This window comes from Dyadobacter flavalbus, from assembly GCF_006149045.1.
GTDB classification, from domain to species: domain Bacteria; phylum Bacteroidota; class Bacteroidia; order Cytophagales; family Spirosomataceae; genus Dyadobacter; species Dyadobacter flavalbus.
Window position 1 is genome coordinate 125,809 of the sequence record NZ_VBSN01000027.1, and the last position, 20,933, is coordinate 146,741.

20 protein-coding genes are annotated in these 20,933 nt (G+C 44.0%); 10 read left to right on the plus strand and 10 right to left on the minus strand.

Translation table 11 applies throughout. The annotated features are described in order from the left end of the window. Nucleotides 1-32: 32 nt before the first annotated feature. Both FEM33_RS05755 and FEM33_RS05760 read right to left on the minus strand, forming a co-directional pair. Nucleotides 33-2,618: a zinc-dependent metalloprotease gene (locus FEM33_RS05755; protein ID WP_139011140.1), complete on the minus strand. Its 2,586-nt coding sequence runs from the start codon at nt 2,616-2,618 to the stop codon at nt 33-35. Nucleotides 2,619-2,706: 88 nt separating this feature from the next. Further along, nucleotides 2,707-3,642: a Ppx/GppA phosphatase family protein gene (locus FEM33_RS05760; protein WP_139011141.1), complete on the minus strand. Its 936-nt coding sequence runs from the start codon at nt 3,640-3,642 to the stop codon at nt 2,707-2,709. 157 nt (nt 3,643-3,799) lie between these two features. Between FEM33_RS05760 and rpsU the strand changes: the two genes are divergently transcribed. The 3 genes from rpsU (at nt 3,800) to FEM33_RS05775 (ending at nt 7,624) form a co-directional block, all read left to right on the plus strand. After that, complete coding sequence (gene rpsU, locus FEM33_RS05765; protein WP_026629542.1) at nt 3,800-3,994, plus strand: 30S ribosomal protein S21; 195 nt, start codon at nt 3,800-3,802, stop codon at nt 3,992-3,994. A 105-nt stretch (nt 3,995-4,099) separates the two neighbouring features. Next, nucleotides 4,100-4,972 (plus strand): tyrosine-type recombinase/integrase, encoded by an 873-nt coding sequence (locus FEM33_RS05770; RefSeq protein ID WP_139011142.1) that lies wholly within the window; start codon nt 4,100-4,102, stop codon nt 4,970-4,972. A gap of 66 nt (nt 4,973-5,038) precedes the next feature. Further along, nucleotides 5,039-7,624: a phosphoenolpyruvate carboxylase gene (locus tag FEM33_RS05775; protein WP_139011143.1), complete on the plus strand. Its 2,586-nt coding sequence runs from the start codon at nt 5,039-5,041 to the stop codon at nt 7,622-7,624. Nucleotides 7,625-7,689: 65 nt separating this feature from the next. On the opposite strand, the gene FEM33_RS05780 is transcribed toward FEM33_RS05775, so the two are convergent. Both FEM33_RS05780 and FEM33_RS05785 read right to left on the minus strand, forming a co-directional pair. Next, a complete protein-coding gene (locus tag FEM33_RS05780; RefSeq protein ID WP_139011144.1) occupies nt 7,690-8,286 on the minus strand; it encodes a hypothetical protein in 597 nt (198 codons plus the stop codon). A 2-nt stretch (nt 8,287-8,288) separates the two neighbouring features. Continuing rightward, entirely contained in the window at nt 8,289-10,139 is a 1,851-nt protein-coding gene (locus FEM33_RS05785; RefSeq protein WP_139011145.1) for a M12 family metallo-peptidase, read from the minus strand. Nucleotides 10,140-10,391: 252 nt separating this feature from the next. On the opposite strand from FEM33_RS05785, the gene FEM33_RS05790 reads away from it, so the two are divergent. The 3 genes from FEM33_RS05790 to FEM33_RS05800 all read left to right on the plus strand — a co-directional run bounded on the left by FEM33_RS05790 (nt 10,392) and on the right by FEM33_RS05800 (nt 12,252). After that, nucleotides 10,392-10,826, plus strand: a complete 435-nt coding sequence (locus tag FEM33_RS05790) for a MarR family winged helix-turn-helix transcriptional regulator (RefSeq protein ID WP_139011146.1) — start codon at nt 10,392-10,394, stop codon at nt 10,824-10,826. Nucleotides 10,827-11,068: 242 nt separating this feature from the next. Next, complete coding sequence (locus FEM33_RS05795) at nt 11,069-11,800, plus strand: SIMPL domain-containing protein (protein ID WP_139011147.1); 732 nt, start codon at nt 11,069-11,071, stop codon at nt 11,798-11,800. A gap of 122 nt (nt 11,801-11,922) precedes the next feature. Beyond that, nucleotides 11,923-12,252 carry a YtxH domain-containing protein gene (locus FEM33_RS05800; RefSeq protein ID WP_139011148.1) on the plus strand — a complete coding sequence of 110 codons (330 nt, stop codon included), beginning with the start codon at nt 11,923-11,925 and terminating at the stop codon, nt 12,250-12,252. Between the two features lie 56 nt (nt 12,253-12,308). On the opposite strand, the gene nudK is transcribed toward FEM33_RS05800, so the two are convergent. Then, nucleotides 12,309-12,896, minus strand: coding sequence for a GDP-mannose pyrophosphatase NudK (gene nudK / locus FEM33_RS05805; RefSeq protein ID WP_139011149.1), 588 nt, complete (start codon nt 12,894-12,896; stop codon nt 12,309-12,311). Nucleotides 12,897-13,043: 147 nt separating this feature from the next. Between nudK and FEM33_RS05810 the strand changes: the two genes are divergently transcribed. Further along, entirely contained in the window at nt 13,044-13,550 is a 507-nt protein-coding gene (locus FEM33_RS05810; protein ID WP_139011150.1) for a cupin domain-containing protein, read from the plus strand. 29 nt (nt 13,551-13,579) lie between these two features. Here the strand turns inward: FEM33_RS05810 and ggt are convergent, their stop codons facing one another. After that, entirely contained in the window at nt 13,580-15,346 is a 1,767-nt protein-coding gene (ggt, locus tag FEM33_RS05815; RefSeq protein ID WP_139011151.1) for a gamma-glutamyltransferase, read from the minus strand. A 231-nt stretch (nt 15,347-15,577) separates the two neighbouring features. Here ggt and FEM33_RS05820 point away from each other — a divergent pair, with 231 nt between their 5' ends. Further along, complete coding sequence (locus FEM33_RS05820; protein ID WP_139011152.1) at nt 15,578-16,819, plus strand: ABC transporter permease; 1,242 nt, start codon at nt 15,578-15,580, stop codon at nt 16,817-16,819. Between the two features lie 64 nt (nt 16,820-16,883). Further along, nucleotides 16,884-17,336 carry a DUF8785 domain-containing protein gene (locus FEM33_RS05825; protein WP_139011153.1) on the plus strand — a complete coding sequence of 151 codons (453 nt, stop codon included), beginning with the start codon at nt 16,884-16,886 and terminating at the stop codon, nt 17,334-17,336. Between the two features lie 12 nt (nt 17,337-17,348). On the opposite strand, the gene FEM33_RS05830 is transcribed toward FEM33_RS05825, so the two are convergent. Together FEM33_RS05830 and FEM33_RS05835 are read right to left on the minus strand one after the other, a co-directional pair. Next, complete coding sequence (locus tag FEM33_RS05830; RefSeq protein WP_139011154.1) at nt 17,349-17,684, minus strand: translation initiation factor; 336 nt, start codon at nt 17,682-17,684, stop codon at nt 17,349-17,351. Nucleotides 17,685-17,724: 40 nt separating this feature from the next. After that, nucleotides 17,725-18,603 carry a diacylglycerol/lipid kinase family protein gene (locus FEM33_RS05835; RefSeq protein WP_139011155.1) on the minus strand — a complete coding sequence of 293 codons (879 nt, stop codon included), beginning with the start codon at nt 18,601-18,603 and terminating at the stop codon, nt 17,725-17,727. Between the two features lie 218 nt (nt 18,604-18,821). Here FEM33_RS05835 and FEM33_RS05840 point away from each other — a divergent pair, with 218 nt between their 5' ends. Then, a complete protein-coding gene (locus FEM33_RS05840) occupies nt 18,822-19,253 on the plus strand; it encodes a YybH family protein (RefSeq protein ID WP_139011156.1) in 432 nt (143 codons plus the stop codon). Between the two features lie 45 nt (nt 19,254-19,298). Here FEM33_RS05840 and FEM33_RS05845 read toward each other — a convergent pair whose 3' ends face one another. Both FEM33_RS05845 and meaB read right to left on the minus strand, forming a co-directional pair. Then, nucleotides 19,299-19,784: a lipocalin-like domain-containing protein gene (locus FEM33_RS05845; RefSeq protein ID WP_139011157.1), complete on the minus strand. Its 486-nt coding sequence runs from the start codon at nt 19,782-19,784 to the stop codon at nt 19,299-19,301. Between the two features lie 113 nt (nt 19,785-19,897). Beyond that, nucleotides 19,898-20,890 (minus strand): methylmalonyl Co-A mutase-associated GTPase MeaB, encoded by a 993-nt coding sequence (gene meaB, locus FEM33_RS05850; protein WP_139011158.1) that lies wholly within the window; start codon nt 20,888-20,890, stop codon nt 19,898-19,900. Nucleotides 20,891-20,933: the final 43 nt, after the last annotated feature.

Below are 20,933 nucleotides of genomic sequence, written 5' to 3' on the forward strand. Positions count from 1 at the left end.
TATGCCGTACTTCATGGCCCGGCAAACTTTCTCTATTTGGGATCAAGCGCAAATTTGATTCGCTGCAATACATCCTGCATATGGTATTTTGTGATTTTGTCACTGGTTTTGGTAACTGAAAGCTGTAATGTCGCTTTCAGGCTTTCCAGATGCGCACGTGCAACAGAAGGCAAATCCGTTTTGTCCAGCTCCACAACGCGTGTAGAATAGCCGTAAGTTATGCCGACAGGAACAGACAGCACATTTGCCCTTCCGGGTTTTAAAAGGTCGATCAGTTTTTCGGTATAAACTTTCTGAAGGTTTCTGCGGTACAGATCAATGCTTTTTCCGGTTTTTGCTTCCGACCAGATTCCGCTTTCCAGATCGGTAAAAAGATCATCCAGCGTGTAGTACTTTGAAGTAAGCCCCGTTTCCATCAAGCGCACCGCACGATCTCCGGCAAACAGCGACGTAAGCGTATATTCCTGCAAAGCCTTAACCGATTCCACTCCGGTTTCCGGTTTTATCTTGCTTAAAATATTCTGATCAAGCAGCCAGGAAGGCGTTTTAAACAACTGGGTATTTAAAAATTCAATGGCTTCTTTCTGAATAGCTTTCGGTACCGTTTCAAAAGTGGAACCTTCCATGTCGTACGTTACAGGATTGTCGTAAATACCGCCGACATTTTTAATTACATGGCCCAGGTACCTGCGGTACTGCGCTACAACATTGCTGTAAATTTCGTCCAGTTCCTTGTAACTTTCACCGTCTTCCTTGCTCCATTCAATCAGGTTCGGAAGTATCCTTTTCAGGTTTCTGATACCATATTCCGAGGCTTTCATGGCATTGTCGCTCAAATCTTCCGTCTGGTAACGCGGGTCGTAAGGGCTGATTTCCGTTCCGAAATGCAGACGCGGATCTTTGTAAGCTTCAATCGTCATGGCATTAAGCCGCGCTTTTTCGCCAGAAGCACCGCTGCAGTCAGAAATGCTGCTGTAACCCCATTTAATCGCCCATTTGTCATAATCCCCGATTCTCGGAAAAAGATTTGTAATACTGTCTTCGGGCTGCGCCACATAATTGAACCGCGCATAATCCATAATGGAGGCCGTATGCCCGTGCAGTTCGATCCATTCTTTATCGCGCAGCTTTTCCACAGGCGTTGCCGAACTCGCGCCCATATTGTGCCGCAGGCCAAGCGTATGGCCGATTTCATGCGACGACACAAACCGTACAAGCTGGCCCATCAGTTCATCGTCAAATTTTTTCTTGCGCGCTTTCGGGTCCACGGCACCAGCCTGAATAATATACCAGTTTCGCAGCAACCGCATCACATTATGGTACCAGCCAATGTGACTTTCCAGGATTTCGCCGCTCCGCGGATCGTGCACGTTCGGGCCGTACGCATTCTGGATATCGGCAGCAAAATAGCGGATTACAGAATAGCGCGCATCTTCGAGGCTCATGGTTGTGTCGTTTTCAGGCCAGTACTCGGCGCGGATGGCATTTTTCCAGCCTGCTGCCTCAAACGCAACCTGCCAGTCGTCAACGCCGGCCTTCAGGTATTTGCGCCATTTTTTCGGAGTGGCCGGGTCAATGTAATAAACGATCGGCTTTTTGGGTTCAATCAGTTCTCCGCTGCGCTGACGTTCTTCATCTTCCTCATTTTTTGGTTCCAGCCGCCATCTTACCGCAAATGTTTCTATATCCGACCTTTGGGATTCTTCTCCGAAAATGGCATACTGGTTTGCAAAGTAACCGACGCGGCTGTCGAAAGTCCTTTTTCGCATAGGATGTTTCGGAAGCAAAATCATCGATGTATTCATTTCCAGTGTAATAACGCCCGCATCAAGTCCGGAAGGTAAATATTGGCCGATAGAAGGAATCGGCGAAGAAGTAAGTAGCTGAGGTGTAACCGAAAAGGTCTTCACCGTTCTGATTTCCGTATTGATCGGGTAAGAACAGATTTTCTCAATGTACGATGCTTCTTTTTTGAACGATGTCAATTTGAGCAATTGCTTGCTGACGGAACTGAGCGAAAATACCTGATTGTCGGAATTGAAAAAATCGGTTACTTCAACAACCGACGATTTCGCGCCGGGCTCTTTCCGGACCGCGCGGACTTCAAAAACACCGATGATCGGATCGGAATTCGAATTTTTTACTGCCTGAAAAATAGGTTTTGTACTGTCCGGACTGGCAACCGTTATCGTAACAGAGCGCAGCAGCAGGTTATTGTCCATGCCTTTTTCCCAGCGGATCATTTGCCTGTTTACTTCTTCACCGCCGAAAATGCCCCCGCCGGCGGCTGTTTTGGAATAACGCGTAACGGCCATAATATCCCGGCCAAGCAGGGAATCGGGAATTTCAAAATACCATTTTTCATCCATTTTATGCACAGAAATCATTCCTTTCTGGCTAACGGCAATGGTTGTATCAATTAAATCCTTAAAAGCTTTCGGACTTTTTCTTCTGTCGTCTTTCAGCTTGTCTTTTACAGCAGTGGCAACTGCCTCAACGGCTTTATCAATCTTGACGTCCTCCTGTTTCTCATTTTTGTCTTTTTTCTTTTGAGCATAAGCATTATTAAAGTACGCGAGTACAAGACCCGCCAGAAGTAGGTAACGAACAAATCGCATAGAGTTGGTTTAATTAAGCACGTATACAAAAATAAACATTACTTGCAATAACAAGTAATATTAGGTCAAAAGAGAAACTAGTTTGTAGTCAAAGATTTAGTAATTCGGCGAGCACACCTTCTTTCAACGCGTAGCTGGAAACCTGTATTTTATTGATACCATAATTTTTCAGAACATAATCCACAAGGCAGACTGCCACGACTATCATATCCACGCGAAGTTCAATCATGCCCGGTATAAGCATGCGTTCCTGATGGTTACCGGAGAGGATAGCCGTATAAATCCTGTAAAATTCTGCTATCGGAAGCGTAAAATCCGTTTGGTTTTTGGGAGGCCGGGAATTTGTTCTGTGCTGATAATCAATGTCAATAAGTGTGTCAAACGTTCCGGAAGAGCCGACAAGCTTTAAGGGTGCATACTGGTGAACAGCATTTGCAAGCGGGATCAGGCTTTCTTCAAAATAATTGTAAAGGTTCTTTCTGTCTGATTGTGACATCGGATCATTTCGCATGAATTTTTCCATCAGCCGCTGTCCACCGATTTCAAAACTTTGTTTCCAGAAAATCTGGTTTTCGTTGCCTACAATAAATTCTACACTGCCTCCGCCGATGTCCATAATCAGGCAGGGATCATTTCCGAGAGCGGCGCCGTAACGTACACCCTTATAAATGTATTCCGCTTCGCGATTGCCGTCGATTACATGGATGGAAATGCCGGTTTTGGTCAGGACTTCCGAACAGAAGTCGGCTTGGTTTTCTGCATTCCGGATGGCACTGGTTCCAAAGGCAAAAGTATGCTCCTGTCTGACGCCGAAGAAATCCAGCTTTTCACGGAAATATTCCAGAACGGCAAGTGCACGGCCACGGGCTTCAGGTGTTATAATGCGCTTGCTGATTCCGCCAAGCCCGATCCGGGCCGGCCTGCTCTCATGAAAAACGGTAGTGACAGAGTCGTTTGTTTTGTCTGTAATGAGGAGGTGAAAAGTATTGGTTCCTAAATCAATAATTCCCAGTCGCGAGTTCATATCGGGCTGTTTAGCGGGTTAGTGGTTTGTATGCCAGTACAATTAATACAAAAATAACCTAATATTAATGACTTATTTCTTGATTTTCTGTTTGATATAGCTTTTCTTTGCAGTCCGATTTCAGAAACCAATTCAAAGAACATTATATTTTATAAGCATGCTTATCATAAACATTAAAGATAACGAATCGATTGACCGCGCTCTTAAGCGTTACAAGAAGAAATTTGAAAGAACTGGTACAATGCGCCAGCTTCGCGCCCGTACTGCTTTTGAAAAGCCATCTGTAAGACGTCGTTTCGAAGTTTTGCGTGCCGTTTACAAAGAAAAAACCTACGGTCATTTAGAAGACTAGTTCTCCGGAATTTGTTTCTGAAAGATCCTGCAGGGAAAAGTTATATCCTGTCAGTACAAAAAGAGCAGTCTTGTCACAGATTGCTCTTTTTTGTATGTTAGGGCCATGATAACATTATTTCTGGAATATCTGAAGTTTGAGAAACGTGCGAGTGAGCATACGGTAAAAGCATATCAGACGGATCTGGACCAGTTTCAGAAATATCTGCTGTTCCAGTATGAGTGCAGTACGCCGGAAACGGCCAGTCCGCCCATGCTCCGCTCGTGGGTTGTGAGCCTGATGGAAGAAAGCCTCAATCCGTCGTCTGTTAACCGGAAAATTGCTTCCCTGCGTACTTATTACGGTTTTTTGAAGCGCAAAAAAGTGATTTCAAATGATCCTTCCAAAATTCTTTCGGCCTTAAAAACCCGTAAAAAGCTGCCTGCGTTTGTAGAAGAAAAATCAATGGAAATGCTTTTTGAAGAAGCTGCATTTACCGATGATTTTGAAGGAACACGCGATCGCACGATTATGGAACTGCTTTACGGCAGCGGCATCCGCCTTGCAGAAATCATCAGTCTGGAAATAAAAGATCTGGATCTTGCGACCCGGACCATCCGGGTTTTTGGAAAAAGGTCCAAAGAACGCATTGTTCCCGTTTCCGTTTCGCTGACGGAACTGCTCAGCAGGTATCTGCAATTGAGAGCACCTTCAGAAGATACCGATTCTCTCATCCTTACAGATTCGGGCAAGCCGGCTTATCCGGTTTTTGTTCAAAGGGTCGTCAAGAAATATTTATCGGCTGTAACCACCCTTTCACAAAAAAGCCCGCACGTATTGCGCCATACTTATGCAACACATTTGCTCAACAGAGGCGCGGACCTGAATGCCATTAAAGAATTATTGGGCCATGCAAATCTGGCAGCAACACAGATATATACGCACAACTCCATTGAAAAGCTTAAAAAAACACATCAGCAGGCCCATCCGAAGGCCTGAAACCCATTTTTTAAGAGTATCTTTGCTTTTATTGCAAGTTTCAGAATATAATTTTGTCGCCAGAGTATGAATAATAGTTTCCAGGACGCAGTTGTAACGAAGTACAATATTTTTAACAGCCTTTTTCTGAGTTTGCCTTATCGCGGCATTTTTCAGACAGGTTCGTTGCTTCCCATTCTTACACAACAAAGTGAGACAGGATTTCAGGAAGGGAAATCTCCAAAGGAAATCATTGAGCATTTCTTTTCGGAATTGCTGGAAACTGCTACGCCAAAGGAAAGGGCAGATCTGCTTTTTGCTTTTATTCAGTACATTGAACGGCAAGTTGTGCTTTTCGATTCTGTGGAAGATGCAGCCTTTGATCTCACGCATGACCTGACCGGAAAAGGCTCTGTCAATTATCTGACGGATCGGCTGGACAATGAAGAGCTTAAGAAAAAGCTGCTTGCAAAGCTGGAAGATTTCAGCGTGCGCATTGTGCTTACCGCGCATCCAACGCAGTTTTACTCCGGTAAAGTGCTGGGCATTATCAACGATCTTGAAGATGCGATCAAGAAAAACGATTTTACCGAAGTGAATCAGCTGCTTCTGCAACTCGGCAAAACGGCTTTTATCAATCACGAAAAACCAACGCCTTTTGATGAAGCTGTAAGCCTTTGCTGGTTTCTTGAAAATGTATATTATGACGCGATCCCTTCCATTCTCGAAAAACTGATCAATGGCCTGGGCATGAGCGTACACGACTGGCCTTATCCGAATGTTTACAGGCTTGGCTTCTGGCCGGGAGGCGACCGGGATGGAAATCCGTTTGTAAATCCTGAAATCACACTTCAGGTTGCAGCCAGGCTAAGAGAAACATTGCTGAGAGGCTATTACCGTGATCTGAGAACATTACGGCGCCGTCTGACTTTCAAAGGAGTGGATGAGGCCGTTGCGCTGGCCGAGAGAAAAATGAACAGCACCATTTTCGGGCCGTTTGAAGAAGGATACAGCAACGCACAGGAACTGATCGACGAGCTCCTGAAGTCCCGTGAAGTGCTGGTGTCCAAGCATCAGGGGCTGTTTGTGGAGTTACTGGATAACTTTATTCTGAAACTGAATATTTTCGGGTTCTTTTTTGCCAGCCTGGATGTTCGTCAGGACAGCCGCAAGCATGCAAAAGCGTGGGAAGATATTTTAAAAAGGCTCGAAAAGAAGGTTCCTCTGCTGAAATACAGTGATTATGAAAGCTGGGATGAAGCAAAGAAAATTGATCTGCTCCTTTCACTGAATATTCCGCTGCGTGACGAAGATTACGAAGATGAACTGACAAAAGATATTCTGGGCTCGATACGTGCTATCAAGACAATCCAGCAAAACAACGGTGAAAAAGGAGCGCATCGTTATGTAATCAGCAATAATACCTCGGCTTTGAATGTCATGCAGGTTGTGGCTTTGGCCAAAAACCTGATTGCCGATGAGCAAGGCAAACTGGCACTGGACGTGGTTCCGCTGTTTGAAACCGTGGACGACCTTGCCAATGCGCCGGGTATCATGCGTCAGTTGTATGAAAATGAATATTACCGGAATCATTTGAATAACCGTGAAAACCACCAGACCATTATGGTTGGTTTTTCAGACGGAACAAAAGACGGCGGTTATCTGAGAGCAAACTGGTCTATATACCGTGCAAAAGAAGAACTGACGCAGGTTTCGCGGGAGTTCGGGATTAAAGTCACTTTCTTCGACGGACGTGGCGGGCCTCCTGCGCGTGGCGGCGGCAATAACCATAATTTCTATTCTTCTCTGGGAAAAGACATTGAAGATAAGGAAATTCAGCTGACCGTACAGGGGCAAACGATCAGCTCCAATTATGGAACGGTAACTACGGCCATGTATAATCTGGAAAGGCTTTTTACAGCCGGACTTGAAAATCATTTGTTCAGAGGAAGCAGGGTTGAAGAAGAATTGTCTGAAAACGACAAGATACTGATTGAACAAATGGCGGAAGCCGCATATAACTCTTATCTTGATCTTAAAAATCACCCGATGTTTGTAAAATATCTGGACAAAAAGACGCCGCTGCGTTTTTACGGCCAGACAAACATCGGCAGCCGTCCTACCAAACGTGGTAATGATGATGAAGGCTTGAAATTTGAAGATCTTCGTGCAATTCCGTTTGTAGGATCGTGGGCGCAGATGAAACAGAACGTACCGGGTTTTTACGGCTTCGGAACGGCCATACAGCAACTGATTGAAGAGGGCAGGAAAGAGGATATTGTTCAGTTATATAAAAAGTCGCTCTTTTTCCGGACACTGATAGAAAATTCCATGCAGTCGCTGTCCAAAGCATTTTTCCCCGCAACCAAATACCTGCGTGACGAAGAGGATTACAGAGAGTTCTGGGATAAAATGTATGATGAATTTCTGCTGACACGCGATCTGCTGCTGGAAGTTTCGGGGCAAAAGGAATTGCTGGACAGCAACAACATTACAAAGGTTTCCATCAAAACGCGGGAACGGATTGTCCTGCCATTGATCACCATTCAGCAATATGCGCTCCAGATGCTGGCGCAGGATTCCAAAACATTGCCGGTGGATGTAGAAACATATAATCAACTGATTATGCGGGCTATGTTCGGGATTATCAATGCGGCCAGGAACTCGGCGTAACACATATTAAACATACAAAGCTGCCTGATAAAGTAATTAATCAGGCAGCTTTTGGTATAATGGAGTTAAAGTAATTTCCTGTTCCTTCTTTTGTGCTCCATTATTTTAGTATGGAATTTTCCATTACGAAATCGTAGTGTATCAGGCAAGGCGGTATCATAACGAGGTTTGTTAATAACAAATGTCACCTGAAATGTGCCTTTAATTTCCCTAGTCTTTGTAATGGCTTCGTCAATTTGGAAGAAAGCTTTTTCTGTATCCAGTACACTGTAAGTATCTCCGGAAGCATCCCCGTCACTCACGAGCGTGTATAAGCTTCCATAAACAAACCTATCGTACTTATTCTCATAGGGAATGTCCTTTAACATAGTATAATGTCCTTTTTCCGAGGGAATATTTTGAAAATACAATTCCTGACGCCGGGCACCATACGGGTTATATAAATCGGCCATTATTACAAAGGTATCTGAAACATTATCGTTACTGTCCCATGCTTGAATTGTTTGATAAGCATTCTTGTAAGTTTTGCTCCAGTCTTTTCCATTCATATCTGCAGTTAAATAACCCCAGGAAGGCATTTGCGGAAGTGGAAAGTCATCACAAGCAGTGAGAAGCAGAATGGAAATGCTGAAAATGTATAGCCATAGATTTTTCATATTCATAGCTATTTGATGATTATTACTCTGCTTATTTCTACTATATCTCCATAGCTGATTCTTGCAAGGTAAGTGCCTGCCGGAACATTCTTGCAATTCCAGTTAACGGCATGCAATCCTTTAATCTGCCGGGTATTTTCCTTTTTAAGTAACTTTACCAATGTGCCGGACTGGTCGATAACTTCAAGTTTAACATCAGAGTCAGCTTGAAGATTATAGCTGATATTTACTTCGTCTGAAGCAGGGTTAGGCGTAACCTTTAAATTGGAATTTTTCTGACTAACAGAATCTATTTCAGCGTTTGTGCCTTTTTTGTAAGGGCTTGGCATTTGTGCAGTTACGGTTATAAATGCTGTTGCAGATTTTCCGCTTCCGGTAACAATACCTTTGATGTAAATTTTTTGATTTTGATAAAAATACCAGGTGAAAACTTCTGTGGTAATATTGGAAGAAGTATAATTTACACCATCATAACTGTATTGCCATGAGAATGTATAAGGCCCTGTTCCGCAGCTGTAATTAAGTTCGTAATTCTTTCCACTAGCTGCATTTACATAAGTAGGTCCATCCAGATAAGCTGTAAACACAGTACTTGGATTTGGCCGGAAAGCACTGACAACAGCATGTGACTGGCTTATACGTAATGCATTGTTTTCGTCACTGGTTCCCGTTGCTCTTCCTCCTACTGAAACATTCGGGTTAGAAAAATTCATTAAACGATTTATAGCCTCGTTCTCAGTAATATTGTTTCCTACCATTACTGTACGATCAACTGTTATTTCAAGATTTTTTATATTGTGGCCTTTTGCATAAGAAGGAGGTTGAGAATTGTCATCTTCATGCCTGCATCCATATAAATGGCCAACTTCGTGAGCAAAAGTCTTACTGGCGGTTGCATGCCAAAGTTCGACGATGGCATATGATTTGGAATTTTCTAGTGATACGGTTTGTGATTTACCACGTGTGCTTCCGCCCTGATACTCAGCATCTGTAAAAAGCACAACCATATCGGCTTGATACTGATCTCGCAAATTTTTTGCTGTAGCATTAATTTCAAGATTGTTAAGATCCGTAGTTATTGTACTAGTTTCAGCAAAATTCAGAAATTCAACTCCGGCTAAAACGAGTGCTGCATTACTGGTGATTCCACTATTGTAAATGCAGGAATTGAACTGAGAAATAGACATATTGGCCAGTGTCTGCATGTTAGCAATGCTTCCGGCAAGTGCCATGGCCTTTGATGTATAAAGTATCAGTACTCTGGGGTTTACAACTGGCTGGCATGCGTACATCTTGGCATTCTTGTGAATAACAGAATCTGCGACTGATTTTAAACCTTCTCTTTTACTATCAGCATTGTTAGAAGTTGTAACACATCCAATGTCATTTCCTTCTGAAGTATCTATTTCCTGAAGACAGTATAATTCACCGAAAACCGGGAATATTTCATAAACTCCGTCCGGAGTAGAAATATGTGCTGCAATCCGGCCTTCTTTTGACAAGATAATCACAGTACCGCGACCTTCATCTGTTTTGCCAATCCACTCATATTCTGTATCAGAATAATATGTAACGTGACTTGCCTGCGCAACAATTGCCTTTTCTTTATCCGGTATTTCCAATATCAAGGATCCATCCTTTTGCGAAGATGCCAGCGGGTTCAATGTCACAAAAAAATATCTTGCAACATTTGGGTTTTTACTTATTCTGATCTTAAAATCTCTTACTTCCGAATTGTCAATGACTTGATTCTCATTGGCTATCTGAACAAATTTCTGAATTTGGGCAGAAGTATTTTTTGCTGTCAGAACAACGATATAAATGAATATTGCAGTCAGGCGGATTAAAAATGGATGCATAAAGAACTGATTAAGTGTGTGAAATGATTTATCGGCATCAATATTGTACTTTTAAAGTAAAAAAAGGCACTAAATTGGTGTTGCAATTTCGAGTAATTAGCAATCGGCAGGTTACAGCTTTCAAATGGCTTAATAATCACAAATTTGTATTTACAAGCCGTTAAATTTTCCATGCAATTATTAGTAGACGAATAGTTGAGCGGACTTATAAAAGGTAATCCTTATAATTCATTAACCTCAACCGCACTCCGCATGACACATCATTCCGACCAGCGTGCCTATTTTTTCAAGATAGACACGACTATCAAGAAAATCAGGAACGCTTTGCAAAAGCAACTTACAGAAGCAGGTTTTGATCTGACCGTGGATCAATGGGTTCTTATTGATCATATATTTCGCAAGCAGGGAATCAGTCAGAATGAGCTGGCGGAACTTACTTTCAAAGATCCGCCAACTGTTACGCGCATTATTGATCTGCTGGAAAAAAAAGGATTGGTGCAGCGTGGCCCGGCAGCCGGAGACAGGCGTAAATTCAATTTGTTCCTTACCAAAGACGGAGAAACCATCTATAACCAGGCTTTTCCCATTGTGGCGGACATCCGCAGAAAAGGTTGGGGAAGTCTTAATGATTCCGATTATCAGCATTTTGTCCGTATTATGGACTCGATTTATCAGAATTTTACCTGAAATTTCAGCAAAAGCAACTTTACGATTTTATACTTAATGGATGCGAAAACAAAAAGGTAACCTTTTGTCTTCGCATTTTTTATGAGCTGCAATGAACCGATCGTATCATAAAAACGGCAATCATTTTTATGCTTGCTTAAACCTTTGGCATATGTTTCTATCTAACCTTTAAAATTGACAACAAATGTTAGCTTTGCTGTCAGTTAAGGCCATTTTTAACTTATACCATCATTTATTAAGCCATGAAAAAAACCATTTTGCTTGCAGCACTGATGTTCAGTGCTGTTGTATTCCCTTCTCTTGCACAAATGAATTCATCACAACAAAATCCGGTCCGGAAGATTGAAGTAGCAGGCTTTGCCGAAATGGAAGTTGTTCCGGATGAAATTTACTTCAGTATTTCATTAAGAGAGTACTATGAAGATGAAAAAAGCCAGAAAAACAAGGTAATCATCAGCACGCTGGAAAAGCAGCTTATCAAAGCAGTTACGGACGCAGGTTTTCCCAAAGAAGCATTGTCCGTCAGCAGCTTGGGCGGTTACCAAAATTATGCAGACAAGAAGAAAAAACCGACTACTTTTCTGGAAAGCAAGGAATATGAACTCAAAGTGGACCGTCCGGACAAGCTGGATGGCGTACTGTCAAAAATAGACAGCCGGGGCATACAATATGCGAATGTTGCCCGCGTGGATCATTCCAAAAAAGAGGAGTTTAAAAAACAGGTTAAAATTGATGCGTTAAAAGCAGCAAAAGAAAAGGCAAATTACCTGCTGGGAGCGCTGGACCAGAAACTCGGACAAGTGCTTGAAGTGCGCGAACTGGACGAAAACGTGTATTATCCGCAGCCTATGTTTGCAAAATCGAACATGAGAACCATGGCGATGGCCGAGGCGGATGCCGCTCCGGACAGCGATATCGCTTACCAGAAAATTAAAATAAGTTACCGGATGCAGGCTGCTTTTGAAATAAAGTAAGTCTCTGAAGCTGTTGATTAATGCAGGCACAATTTTTCTGGAAACCGTTTTAGATCAGTAAGGCACATTTTTTGTAAAGGAATTTATTCTTTAACTAATCTCAAACTAAGTAACTGGAAATCATGAGCATAAATTCAAAACACCTGGCCACATTTATTCTTGGTGCTGCCGCCGGAGTAGCTGCACACAAATATCTTCAGAGTGAAGAAGGAGAAAAGCTTCTGGAAGATCTGAAGACAAAAGCAAATAATATCAAATCAGATGCGGAAGGAGCCGTGAATAAAGCGCCTGAGTATCTGGATGAACTGAAAGCCAAAGGATTTGACAGTTTAAAAAGCAGCTTTCCGGAAGCAGAAGCATTCTTTAAAGATCTTTACGAAAAATTTACAGGAAACAAAGGGGCAACTGCGGCTACACCCGAAACAATGCCTATTCCTGACCCGATTTCATAGTTTCAGATAAATTGTTGAGGCTGTCCCGGGATTGAAAAATTCCGGGACAGCCTCTTTTATGCTCCGAACAAACCATTTATCTGCGCATACTGAAGCAGTATAATCGTTTTTGCATCTTTTATTTCTCCGTTTTTCATCATTTCCAGTGCCTGAACAAACGGAACTTCCATTACTTCGATATTTTCCTGCTCCTGTTCTTTTCCGCCGCCCTGACTTACTTTCATATCGTCTGAATACTCAGCTATGAAATAATACAGTATTTCGGTCACAGATCCCGGCGACATGTAAGCTTCATAAATCTTTTGGACGGATCTGATTTTATATCCGGTTTCTTCTTCGGTTTCCCTGATAATACAATCTTCGGGATTATCCTTGTCCAGCAAACCCGCGCAGGCTTCAATCAGCATGCCGGACGGATTGCCGTTTACATAACTCGGAATGCGGAATTGTCTTGTGAGCAGCACCGTCTGCTTTTCGGTATTGTAAAGCAAAATCGTTGCGCCGTTTCCGCGATCGTACGATTCCCTCGACTGGCGTTCTACTTTTCCGTCTTCACGTTGGTAATCAAACGTGTATTTTTTAAGCGTATACCAATTGTCAGAAAGGATGTCTTCAGAAATTATAGTGACTTTGTCGTTATTCATCTGATCAAATTTGATTGTTTGTGATTTATTTTGAGCAAAATTACGTAATCCTTGCAATTTCAAAGCAGAAGAATGTATAATTGAGTAAAAGGCAAAACCGGAAAACCATAATGCACGGTTATTTCAAAAACCCAATTGCAGAAATTTATGCAACAAGCGTCCTACTGGATTAAAAAATACAGCCTAAAGCAGCATCCCGAAGGCGGATATTTTACAGAAACTTACCGTTCGGCAGGAATCATTGAAGAGAACGCTTTGCCAAAGCGTTTTAAAGGAGCCAGATGTTTTTCAACGGGAATTTACTTTCTGCTGGAAGCACATCATTTTTCTGCATTTCACCGGATCCAGTCTGATGAGATGTGGCATTTTTACGCAGGTGACGCACTGGAAATCTTTGTTATTGATCCCGAATCAGAAAATCTGGAAACCATCTTTTTGGGAAATAATCCTGAAATAGGAGAAACGTTTCAGGCTGTCGTTCCGGCCGGAAGCTGGTTTGCATCCCGTCCGTGTGCCGGAAGTTCCTACGCGTTGGTTGGCTGTACCGTAGCGCCGGGTTTTGACTTTGAGGATTTTGAAATGGCGGAACGGGCAGCATTGCAGGCATTGTATCCGCAGCATTCCGGATTAATCCGGGAACTGACAAGGTCCTGAATCAATCCGGAAAAAGTACGCTTATATTTTTAATAACCAGCGCTCGTATCGTCGCCTCTCGGATCGGAGCCGCCTTCCAGCGTGCCGTCCGGGTTTACAAGGATGCAGTCCATACGGCCAATCGTATTGCGCTGCTGTTCAAGAATGTATCCTTTTTCCTGTAATTTTTTTATCGTTCCTTCCGAAAAAGCGCTGGCTTCAAAAGTCGTTTTGTCCGGCAGCCATTGGTGATGGAATTTCAGCGCATTTACGGCCTGCTGCATCGTCATGCCGTGTTCCAGCACATTCAGGATTGTCTGATATACAGAAGTAATAATCGTTGAGCCGCCCGGTGTTCCTACAACCATCAGCAGCTTGCCGTCTTTTTCGATAATTGTCGGTGTCATGGAAGACAGCATACGTTTGCCGGGGGCAATGGCATTGGCCTTGTTGCCGATCAGTCCGTACATGTTCGGTGCGCCCGGTTTTATGCTGAAATCGTCCATTTCGTTGTTCATGAAAAATCCGCCGCCTTTGACTACAACGCGGCTGCCATAGCCGCCATTCAACGTTGTAGTTACCGAAACTGCGTTTCCTTCTTTGTCCACAATGGAAAAATGCGTTGTTTCCAGACTTTCATATCCCGGAAATGTGCCGCCGGCTATGGTTTTGCTGTCTGTCGCTTTGTCCCAGCTGAAATCATTCCAGCGTTTCTGAAGATAATCGCGGCTCATCAGGGTTTCGGAAGGAATTTTGATAAAATCGGGATCACCGAGAAATTTCGCCCGGTCTGCATACACGCGGCGTTCGGCTTCAATCATCACCTGAATGGTCGAATCGCTGTGCCAGCCCCATTTACGGAGCGGATGCTGTTCTGTAAGCCGCATGAGCTGCACAAGCGCAATGCCGCCGCTGGACGGAGGCGACATGGTGATGACTTTATAATCTTTGTAATTTTCAGTGATAGTCGGCCGCCATTGTGCATGGTATGCTGCAAGGTCTTTTTTGCTGATAATTCCTTCATTGTTGCGGTTAATGTCCTTAAAGAGCTTTCGGGCCGTCTTGCCTGTATAAAATCCGTCCCGGCCTTTCTTTTGTATGCGGCGCAATACTTTACCCAGATCTTTCTGAATTAAAATATCACCTGCAGCCCATTCTTTTCCGGACGGATTGATAAAATACGTTGTACCCGGATTCAGTTTCAGCAAATCCTGTTTGATAGCATTAAGCCCGCGCGCTTCTCTTTCTGTCTGGATCACGCCTCTTTCCGCCAGATCAATGGCAGGCTGCAAAACGGCTTTCCAGGTCAGTTTCCCATATTTCGAATGCGCTTCCGCCATTCCTGCCACGGAACCCGGCACGCCCGAAGCCAGCCGCCCGAGTATGCTTGCATTCGGGATTACGTTGCCGTCTTTATCCAGATACATATCCGCATGGCCTTTTGCAGGCGCTTTTTCACGAAAATCGATGCTGAAACTCTTGCCGGCTTTGTCCCGGAAAACAAGAAAGCCGCCTCCGCCGATGTTTCCGGCCGACGGATGTACAACGGCAAGCGCAAACTGAACGGCAACAGCCGCATCAATGGCATTACCGCCTGCTTTCAATATATCAACGCCCACTCTGGACGCTTCCGGATGTGCAGAAGCCACCATTCCGTTTTTGGCGATCACGCCCTGCCGGTCACTGTAAAATGGTTTCTGATTGGGGTCGTCCGAAAGAAACTGGTAAAATCCGGTTGATTCCTGAACAGGTTTCTGGGCAGCCAGAAACCCGGGCAACATGCTGGCCAGAAAAAATAGTTTGTAACGTACAGCCATTTCAGTAGTGTTGTGGTGGATGATGTAAGATATTAAATGTCTTCAAAAACAGTTATATTATATGTGTTTTATGAAATTTTTCCATAGAATGTTTTTACTGTTGAAATGCATGTAATCAGTCCGGTCATTTTTTATTGCCATTTATACCAATTTGTTTTAGGACCTTGTACTTAACTGCTAACTTTTGAATTCCACGGGAAAATTTAAGTTCATTCTATTCATCATGTCCTTATGAAATTTTTACGGCAGCTTTTGGAAAGTTTTCGATTTGCCCTTCAGGCGCTGAGATCCAACATTACCCGTACCATTTTGTCGCTGCTTGGTGTAACCGTTGGAATATTTGCTATCGTGGCGGTATTTACAATTGTGGATTCACTGGAAAAAAACATCAAGGACAGTCTGAGCTTCATTGGCGACAAAGTAATTTACGTTCAGAAATGGCCGTGGGGCTTTGGCGGTGAATACCAGTGGTGGAAATATTTTCAGTGGCCGGAACCGACCTTTGCCGAGTACAAATACCTGTATGAAAACATGGAAAATGCCAGTGCCGTGGCTGTCATGGATTTTCGTGGCAACACCACACTAAAAAATCGTTCTAACAGCATTATCGCGCAGATTCAGGGTGTTTCGTACGAGTACAATCAGATATCCGATATCGCAATCGGCGCGGGAAGGTATTTTATCCCGCTGGAAACAAACAATGCCCGGAATGTAGCTATCATCGGTGCAGACATCGGCGAATCGTTGTTTCCGGGGCAGGATCCTGTCGGAAAGGAGTTCAAGCTTTCAGGAAATAAATTTACAGTCGTCGGCGTGCAGGTCAAAAAAGGGGAAAGTCTTGTAAATTTCGGCGGCAGCCCGGACAAGATCTGTATTATTCCTTTTGCTTCATTTTCAAAATTATTCCAGTCGGGGCGCAGAAATGCGGATATTGTCGTGAAAGCACTTCCCGGCGATGAAGGTATGCTGGAAGCAGAAGCGGAAATTACAGGCTTGATGCGTACCAAAAGGGGAATAAAGCCGAGAGACGGGAATAATTTTTCACTGAATCGTCCCGAAGCTGCCGCAAAGGCACTGGAAGGACTGTTTGCGGTACTGACGCTTTCCGGTTGGGTAATCGGCAGTTTTTCCATTTTGGTAGGCGGCTTTGGAATTGCCAACATCATGTTTGTTTCCGTAAAAGAACGCACCAATCTCATTGGTATACAGAAGTCGCTCGGTGCCAAAAATTATTCCATTCTTTTCCAGTTCCTGTTTGAAGCTGTTATGCTCAGCCTTGTGGGCGGTGTGGTCGGGATATTTCTGGTATACTTATTGTCATTTGTTCCTGCAGGATCGCTGGAAATTTTACTGACTCCCGGAAATGTAATACTGGGATTGGGAGTTTCCAGCATCATAGGCGTGCTTTCGGGAATAATTCCTGCTTTGCTCGCCGCGCGGATGGACCCTGTGATTGCCATTCGTGCAAAATAATGACTAGGAAAAATCAAACTGTTTTGCGAAGTTCGCTTGTACCATAAAACTGAAAATTACTGTTATGCGTAAATGGGTCATATTTGCCATATTTCTGGCCATCGTGTTTGGAATCCTGTACTACCTTACTTTTGGATATTACAGCGAAGGAAAGCGCGGAGGTTTTATTACAAAGCTGAGCAATAAAGGTTATCTGTTCAAAACCTATGAAGGCGAACTCCGGATGGGCGGCCTGTATGAAGGCGATGGCACCATGAATTCATCGGAATGGATATTTTCGGTAAGTGCAAAAAACAAAGACGCCATTGCAAAGCTGGAAGATGCCATTGCAAACGGACACCGCGTTTCACTTACTTACGAGGAAAAGTTCTTTACGTTGCCCTGGAACGGCGATACCAAATATTTTGTGACCAACGTGGAAGTCCTGGACACCGGACGCGGCAATGTTCCGCCTGCTGCTGAAACGCCAAGGCAGTTGCCAGCGCCGACGGAGCTGGACACCAACGCTACTTTATAACCGGCGGGAGGATTATCCTCCCGCTTTTTTTGCCTTGTAATTTTTACCCGTAAGCCAGTTGATCACCTTTTCGCGGTGATCGCCCTGAATCTGTATTTCATTGTCTTTTACCGTTCCGCCGCTTCCGCAAAGCGCTTTAAGCTGTTTTCCCAAAGCTTCCAGATCGGCGTTTGTCCCGATAAAGCCCTTTACAACCGTAATAATTTTCCCGCCTCCTTTCCGGTCGAGCCAAATTCTTAAGTCCTGCTGTGCAGGTGACAATGTTTCGGGTTCTTCATTTCCTGAATTCTGATATTCATAATCAGGATTGGTGGAGTATATAATGCCTTCTCGGTTTTTCTTTGACATAAAAAAGTGAATTACTGTATTTCTATTTATAAAAAGCACCTTAAACGATTACACGCAAGCTTTCAGGATTTATTTTAATTTCAATACGCGTTGTTTCCAGCTGCATCGGCTCGCCGTCGTAATGGATGATGGGCGGCGTATCCGTTTCAACAAGCAATTCCGTCATATTCCGGTATTCTATGTAACGCGAGTTTTTAAGCCCTTTGGTAAAAAGTCTGTACGCCAGCGAGGTTCCGTACCATTTCGGAAACGGCTTTATCACGCAAACGTCCAGCAATCCATCCTGCAGACTGGCTTGCGGCGCAACCCATGCGTTGTTCCCGAACTGGCCGGCATTGGCAAAAGACAAGGAAAATGCCGCCGTTTCGACGCCGTTAATCCGTAACAACTGCGCTTTGTAATTCCAGTATGACTGCACCGAAACCTGGACATAAGTAGCAAGACCTCGGCCGCTTTGCTGACTGAACAAATAGCCGACATAAGCATCAAAGCCGATCCCGGCAATGCAGAAAAACGGAATGTCGTTCAGTTGTGCACTGTCAATTGTAATGACCTTTCCTTCGAAAACCCTTTTAAGCGATCCTTCGAACGTGAGCGGAAGGCCGAGATGCCTGGCCAGTCCGTTTCCCGAACCCAGCGGCAATATCCCGACCGGTGTATCCGTGCCGATCAATGCGCGCGCAATTTCATTTACTGTGCCGTCGCCGCCAACGGCAACAATGGCTTTCCAGTTTGTTTTTGCAAGATTTTCCCTTACAAGCGCAGTAGCATGGCCCCGCTCTTTTGTAAAAAGAACCGTAGCCTGATTTCCGCTTTTTTCTGCAAAGTTCCGGATCATCTGCCCGATGATCTCCGCTTTTTTACCGATGGAAGTGCCGGAATTGGGGTTCAGAATAAAAAGGTAAGGCAGCTTGTCCACAGGTCAGGAAAAAAAGATGAACAGGATGAGCAGAAAAACGAGAATGAACAAATAATAAATGCCATCAATGAACGGGTATTTCTGGCGGTCAAGCTTTTTGAATAAATGATCGAACTTGCTCATGCCGGTTGGATGCTGATTTGTAAATACAATCTTTTTGAATGAATCTTTCGTGTATATTTAAAATCAGGATTCATTTTGCAAAAATCGTAAAAAATATGAGAAACTGGCTTTTCACCCTCATTCTGCTGACCGCGGCTGTTTCAGGAATGGCGCAGACCAAAAGTAACAAGGAAATTATCTATGCCATCATGGACCGGCAGGCAGCCGACTGGAACAAAGGAGATATCGCAGCTTTTATGAATGGCTACTGGGAATCCGACTCGCTGATGTTTGTAGGAAAAAGCGGCGTTACTTATGGCTATAAAGCAACTTACGAAGGTTATCTGAGGCGCTATCCGGACCGTGCTGCCATGGGAACGCTCAAATTTACCTATATCAATTTTACAGAGCCGCAGCCGGATGTTGCTTTTCTGGTTGGCAAATTCCATCTGACGCGCCCGGAAAAAGGCGATCTGGAAGGTTACTATACTATTCTCTGGAAGAAGATCAACGGCAAGTGGGTTATCCTTTGTGACCATACCAGTTAAAACCGGCTTTACATTACGGCTTTAACTGGTGTCAGTATTCAGATTTTATACTCTTTTGAACAGCAACAAAACATTTACAGCCGGCTTGGTTGTATCTGTCTGAGTGTTTACAACAACCGTAAGGTCCGTTGCAGTCTGTGTAATCTTGAATTCCTCGCTGGCCGATCCTTTGGTCAGGACCAGTTTGTCGCCATCCACTTCCCATTTTGCGTCGGTACCTACGGGTACAAACGGATCAATAAGCGAAACCGCAGCATCGCAATCCGAAGTCGTAATTGTATTGTTTGCATTAAAATTAAGTTTCAGATCGTAAAGACAGGAAGGCGCAACGGTAGTCAGAAAAACAAGTGCTGGGATATTGGTTCCGGCTACTTCCGGCGTAATGGCGGTAAGCTGCCATTTGCCTACAATCGGATTGGTCTCAGGCAAAACGGGATCCGGATCATCATTGTCTTTACATGCAGAAAATGCAAGTACAGCAAAAATGAAAGTCAGTAAAGTAACTCTGCTCAAAGCGTTAATCATTTTCATAATTATAAATTGTTGATTATTATAAATTCACACGCAGCTTAAAAATCAAACCGGGAAACTTGTGCTTATAATTTCTATACCAGAAACAGAAGCCTGTATTTTCCATTACAAGGTTATATTGTTCTCTTTACAAACAAATTAATCAGTTGCTGAGCAGCGGCAGCCGGAAGCAGCTCGCCTTTGGCAACTGCTTTTTTTACAGCCGTTAATTTACGCTTAATATCCGGATGATCGTAAAAGCTTTCTTCCAGCATTTGCCGGACAGAATCCTGCATCCAGTCCAGATTCTGTAATTGCCGGTTTTTTTTTAAAAAGCCATTTTCTGACGTAATCTCATGAAAGCGCTGCACATGTTCCCAGATTTCCGCAATGCCGCTTTCCTCCGCTGCAGAACAGCATACAACCGGATTGCTGAAACCCGATTCCGGCTCCGGCAACAAATGAAGTGCATTTCTGAACTCCGCCATGGCCTTTTGTGCCGCTGCCTTGTTATTGCCGTCACACTTGTTTATAGCAATTAAATCCGCCATTTCTGTAATCCCTTTCTTCATTCCCTGAAGCTCGTCACCGGCACCCGCCAGCATCAGCAGCAAAAAGAAGTCCGTCATGCCTTTCACCAGCGTTTCCGACTGGCCTACACCGACGGTTTCTATCAAAATGACTTCATAACCGGCAGCTTCACAAAGCAGCATGCTTTCGCGGGTGCTGCGGGCCACGCCGCCGAGCGACAAACCGGTTGCCGACGGCCGGATAAAAGCCATCGGGTCGTGAGCCAGTTTTTCCATGCGTGTTTTATCACCAAGAATGCTGCCGCCCGACTTTTTGCTGGAAGGATCAATTGCCAGAACTGCAACGCGTTTTCCGAGCGAAGTAATATGTTTTCCCAGAACTTCTATGAATGTACTTTTCCCGACGCCGGGCACGCCTGTAATTCCGATCCGCAGGGCGTTGCCTGCATAGGGAAGAATATCCTGAAGAATAGCCGAAGCAAGTATCTGGTCCTCTTTGAGCCTGCTTTCCGTGATGGTTATAGCCCGGCTGAGCGTATTTCTGTCGCCTGCCAGAATTCCTTTGGTATATTCATCAACAGAAAGGCGTGGGCGCATGGAGTGTTTACAGACGAAAAATCAAAGCCTATTTTAAACCGTT